Raw genomic sequence first — 4038 nt, forward strand, 5'->3', positions numbered from 1 at the left:
AAAATTATCTTTATTTATTGACAGCAGCATTTTTGATCACAGTAATAATCTCGAGTATAACAATCTACCAATGTTGGTATCAACCTTCAGATCGGCAAGATAAAGACATCATATTTCAAACATCAACCCTACTCGCCTTATTAGAAGGAGACTACGACGGAAACATGACCTACGGAGAACTGAGGGAGTATGGCGACTTTGGGCTGGGAACCTTTGACGGCCTCGATGGAGAGATGATCGGTTTAGAGGGCGAGTTCTACCAAGTAAAAGTAGATGGAGTAGCATATCCTGTCAACGATTCGATGAAAACACCCTTCGCTGTGGTGACCTTCTTTGAAGTCGACAGCACTATCTTACTCGAAGATTCGGTGAACTATACTCAATTGGAACAGTATCTGGACGACCAGCTCCCAAAGGAAGATTTCATATACTCCTTCAAGATAGACGGAATCTTCGAGTACATCAAGGCAAGGAGCGTCCCAAATCAGGTTAAACCATACCCTCCCCTAAGTGAAGTGATAAAGAACCAGACGATCTTCGAGTTCTATGATGTATCCGGAACGATGGTCGGGTTCCGGTTTCCAGATACATTCGGAGTAGGTTCTGGTTCCGGCGACGAGATATATTTTTATTTTTAAAATATTCCATAACTTGAAAAGAGAGTAAAATTCAGTCAAAAACAAATAAATGAATATAACAATTTTATGATAAATTCTTAATGAGAGGTTCATCAATCACGGTATTTTCGTCACCAAACACAGTGAATTTGTTATATTGTATTGTTGGATAATTTCATTAGGGATTTTTCATAATTTACAATTACATAATTCTTGCCTTTCTGAGTTATCGTATGTCCTTCATCTTCTAGGAACTTTTTCTGCCCTTCTACTCCTCCAGGATATTTCGGATTTATGACGCCACCAGCTTTGAGGGTACGCCAGTAAGGAGTAGTATCCTTGACATTTTGTTGTTTTTGTTCTTCAGCAGCACCAGCAGCGACCCGAGCAAAAATACCAGTAGTTATAGGACAACTGATTGTTGCATTATGTTTTTTCGCTAATATTTCACGAATCTGGTTAATGGTGATAAGTTTACCTTTCGGTACTTTCTTCATCAATTCATCTACTTCCAAAGGTGCTGGAATGACAACTGTTCCAGTGCCCCATCTTTTGCTCATTTTTTTAGTGATTTTTTCCACTCTCGGAAAATCCTTACTATCGTGCAGCTTCTCAATCCAGCTCTTCTTTTTCTTTACCATAACTTTTTCCTTCTATTATCTAAGATTGATATTAATCTATAATAAAAATAAATTTTCTTAAGAAGTAAATAGATGCCTCCTATTTACCTGAAACCTGTAATTAATAGATAATAATTCCATATTTTGACTTCTCAATATTTTTTCTTAACATGGCATATGGGTGGCGTCATAAATCCTACTAATTTTCACTCACTACTTATAATCCCTAATCGATTATAGATGAAACCAATCAGCAAACATAAGACCCATGATAGGATTAAGGAAATTGCTAAATTGTATTCAAAGGGGAGCCAAAGAGGAATGTATAGCCCAAATACGAATAAAATCAACCATAAAATTATACCATAAAATATAGCTTTACTCCAGTAATTTTTACCAGGGATACGATCGTAAAAGAAGGCGAATATGATTCCAAAGATCAAACCAATTAAAATTCCTAAAATGAAACTTGAGATTGGTCCTATGATCAATAAACCATTATAATATTCTTCTACAGTAATTTGAGAATCCGATAAAGTTTCAAGATACATTAGTATTTCAGATAGTACCTCTTCTTTAGATAATGTGTATGTCAAATAAACTAGAAATGCTGTAATTGCACCATAAATTATTCCTGAAATTCCACCAGCTTTAGCTCCAGTTTTAACTTTTCCCAATAACTTTCCCTTAGAATTAAAGGAAAAACTGCATAATATAAGTTCTTGGAGATCTATCAAGAATTGCAGCAGAAGCTGAAATTTACGTGGAGTATTCTACAAACGAAATAGTAGCTGTTGAAGATGATTTAACACAAAAATTATGCTAAATTTCAGATGATTTAAAACACAAGCCTCATTAATGTAGGAATAAATATAATAATGATCTCAGATAATTACTGCTTGTCGTTATTATAATTTTTATTCAACCATTTCCAAGAGAGAATAACATCCTTCACATCTAACTCTAAGTTTCTCTATTGGCAGTTTGACATGATAGCGCCCATACCATTGTGCACCAGTTAAGATACCACTCTCATCAGAATAGGTATAAAGTTTGACACTCTGATTACATTTAGGGCATGCCATCGTCTCTATTTTAGGTGTATCTACAACTCTCATCTTTTTCAAATTCTTATTTCACCTCTAAATATTTTAATCTAATATCCAATATTTATTAATAAATCTATGAACGGGTTTATTAGAATCGCTAGGAATGGGCGATAGATGGATAGACTTCTTCCCGGACAGAACACCAAGATCAATGATATCCAAGCATTACCCTAACTACAAGGTTCATAAGATGAAAGCAAGATACTTTCAAGCTGGCTTGAAGATATTTTAAAGATAACATCAATTATCTGTAATGATGAGATTAAAGAAAATATGGTAAAAATGGGCTCTTTCAGAAGGTGGGTCGGCCAGGATTCGAACCTGGGACCTCTACTGTGTGAGAGTAGCGTCCTAACCAGATTTTCTGAACTGTTGCTTCCTTATTGTTCTCTAGACTACCGACCCTAATCAAATATTGAGACAGCATATGATTAAAAATATTTTCTATGTTGAATAGCGGGTTGTTATTGATTTATTAGTGATAATGATAAAAAGAAAATATTTTAATTCTAAGGCGTATCTGTAGATTTATGGAGCTGTCAGAAGTTAAAATAAAAAAAATTTTAGTTCCCACTGATGGTTCTGAGTATTCAATTAAAGCTTCAAAGTTCGCTGTAGACTTAGCTCAACTGAAAAAAGCGAAAATAGTTGCACTCCACGTATCAGCGATCTACTTACAGCCTGCATTCCAGTCTGGTGTACCATATATAGATTCTCCAGTCCTTACTAAAGAGGAAGAAAAATTCGCCTATACGTGCACTCAGTCAGTTGCGAACCTTGCAAGAGATTTTGAGCTTGAAGTTGAAGAGAGAATTATAGGAACTGGTACATCAGTTGTATATACGATATGCGAATTCGCAAGAAGAGAAGGTTGTGACCTTATCGTGGTAGGAGCTAAGGGTAGGACTGGAATAAGGAAACTTCTTGTAGGTAGCGTCTCAATGGGTGTCGTAACCAATGCTTCATGTCCTGTGCTAGTGGTTAGATAAATAAAATGAAGATCAGTTATGGTTCTTCAGGTGCTTTATCATAAGTTTGTTCTTGATTTACTTTTTCGCTCCAAGAGACCTGTTCTTCAAGCGTAAATTTTCACTTCTACATTTCCTGCATCTAGTAGCAGGTAATGGGTTCTTAGAGCCACATTTTAAACATATCTTGAAGAAGAGTCTCCTCTTTTGAGCCAACTGCTTTTTTATAGTATCTGTAATTGGCATATATCATCTGCCCATTCATCATTCTTATAATCTTTTTTAATTTATTTTTCTCTTTTTTGAAACCTTTTCTACAATCTTATATGTGCACCAATCGCCGCACATAGTACAAGTCCCGCTCTTACTTTTTGTTCTGTAATGAATCTCTTTTGCACGATCAGGATCAACACTCAGTCTAATCTGTCTCTCCCAATCAAGGAGAGAACGAGACTCGGACAGCTCTGAATCACGATTCATAGCTTTTTCACCAAGCTTAACTATATCTGCAGCATGGGCAGCAATCTTTGATGCGACTACACCCTGACGTACATCTTCTAAATTAGGAAGTCCAAGATGCTCTGCTGGAGTTACGTAACAGAGATAATCTGCCCCAACCATGGCCGCTATTGCACCTCCTATAGCCCCTGCGATATGATCGTATCCCAAGGCTATATCTGTCACAATGGGTCCGAGCAGATAGAATGGCGCATCGTTACACATT

The 4038-nt window shown here is 36.4% G+C and carries 7 protein-coding genes and 1 tRNA gene; 2 read left to right on the forward strand and 6 right to left on the reverse strand.

Annotated elements, in window-relative coordinates:
* A partial coding sequence (budA, locus tag L6N96_06630; protein MCP8323832.1) for an acetolactate decarboxylase occupies positions 1–638 on the forward strand: 638 nt, incomplete at its 5' end.
* Between the two features lie 131 nt (positions 639–769).
* Here budA and L6N96_06635 read toward each other — a convergent pair.
* The 4 genes from L6N96_06635 to L6N96_06650 form a co-directional block, all read right to left on the reverse strand.
* Positions 770–1258 (reverse strand): MGMT family protein, encoded by a 489-nt coding sequence (locus L6N96_06635; protein ID MCP8323833.1) that lies wholly within the window; start codon positions 1256–1258, stop codon positions 770–772.
* A 185-nt stretch (positions 1259–1443) separates the two neighbouring features.
* Entirely contained in the window at positions 1444–1914 is a 471-nt protein-coding gene (locus L6N96_06640; GenBank protein ID MCP8323834.1) for a hypothetical protein, read from the reverse strand.
* Positions 1915–2154: 240 nt separating this feature from the next.
* Complete coding sequence (locus L6N96_06645) at positions 2155–2364, reverse strand: hypothetical protein (GenBank protein MCP8323835.1); 210 nt, start codon at positions 2362–2364, stop codon at positions 2155–2157.
* 282 nt (positions 2365–2646) lie between these two features.
* A tRNA-Val gene (locus L6N96_06650) sits at positions 2647–2751 on the reverse strand.
* A 125-nt stretch (positions 2752–2876) separates the two neighbouring features.
* On the opposite strand from L6N96_06650, the gene L6N96_06655 reads away from it, so the two are divergent.
* Positions 2877–3335 (forward strand): universal stress protein, encoded by a 459-nt coding sequence (locus L6N96_06655; protein ID MCP8323836.1) that lies wholly within the window; start codon positions 2877–2879, stop codon positions 3333–3335.
* Positions 3336–3392: 57 nt separating this feature from the next.
* Here the strand turns inward: L6N96_06655 and L6N96_06660 are convergent, their stop codons facing one another.
* Both L6N96_06660 and L6N96_06665 read right to left on the reverse strand, forming a co-directional pair.
* Positions 3393–3560 carry a 50S ribosomal protein L40e gene (locus L6N96_06660; GenBank protein ID MCP8323837.1) on the reverse strand — a complete coding sequence of 56 codons (168 nt, stop codon included), beginning with the start codon at positions 3558–3560 and terminating at the stop codon, positions 3393–3395.
* Positions 3561–3596: 36 nt separating this feature from the next.
* A partial coding sequence (locus L6N96_06665; GenBank protein MCP8323838.1) for a phosphomethylpyrimidine synthase ThiC occupies positions 3597–4038 on the reverse strand: 442 nt, incomplete at its 5' end.

This window comes from Candidatus Methylarchaceae archaeon HK02M2 (assembly GCA_024256165.1).
In the GTDB taxonomy this organism is placed as follows: domain Archaea; phylum Thermoproteota; class Nitrososphaeria; order Nitrososphaerales; family JACAEJ01; genus HK02M2.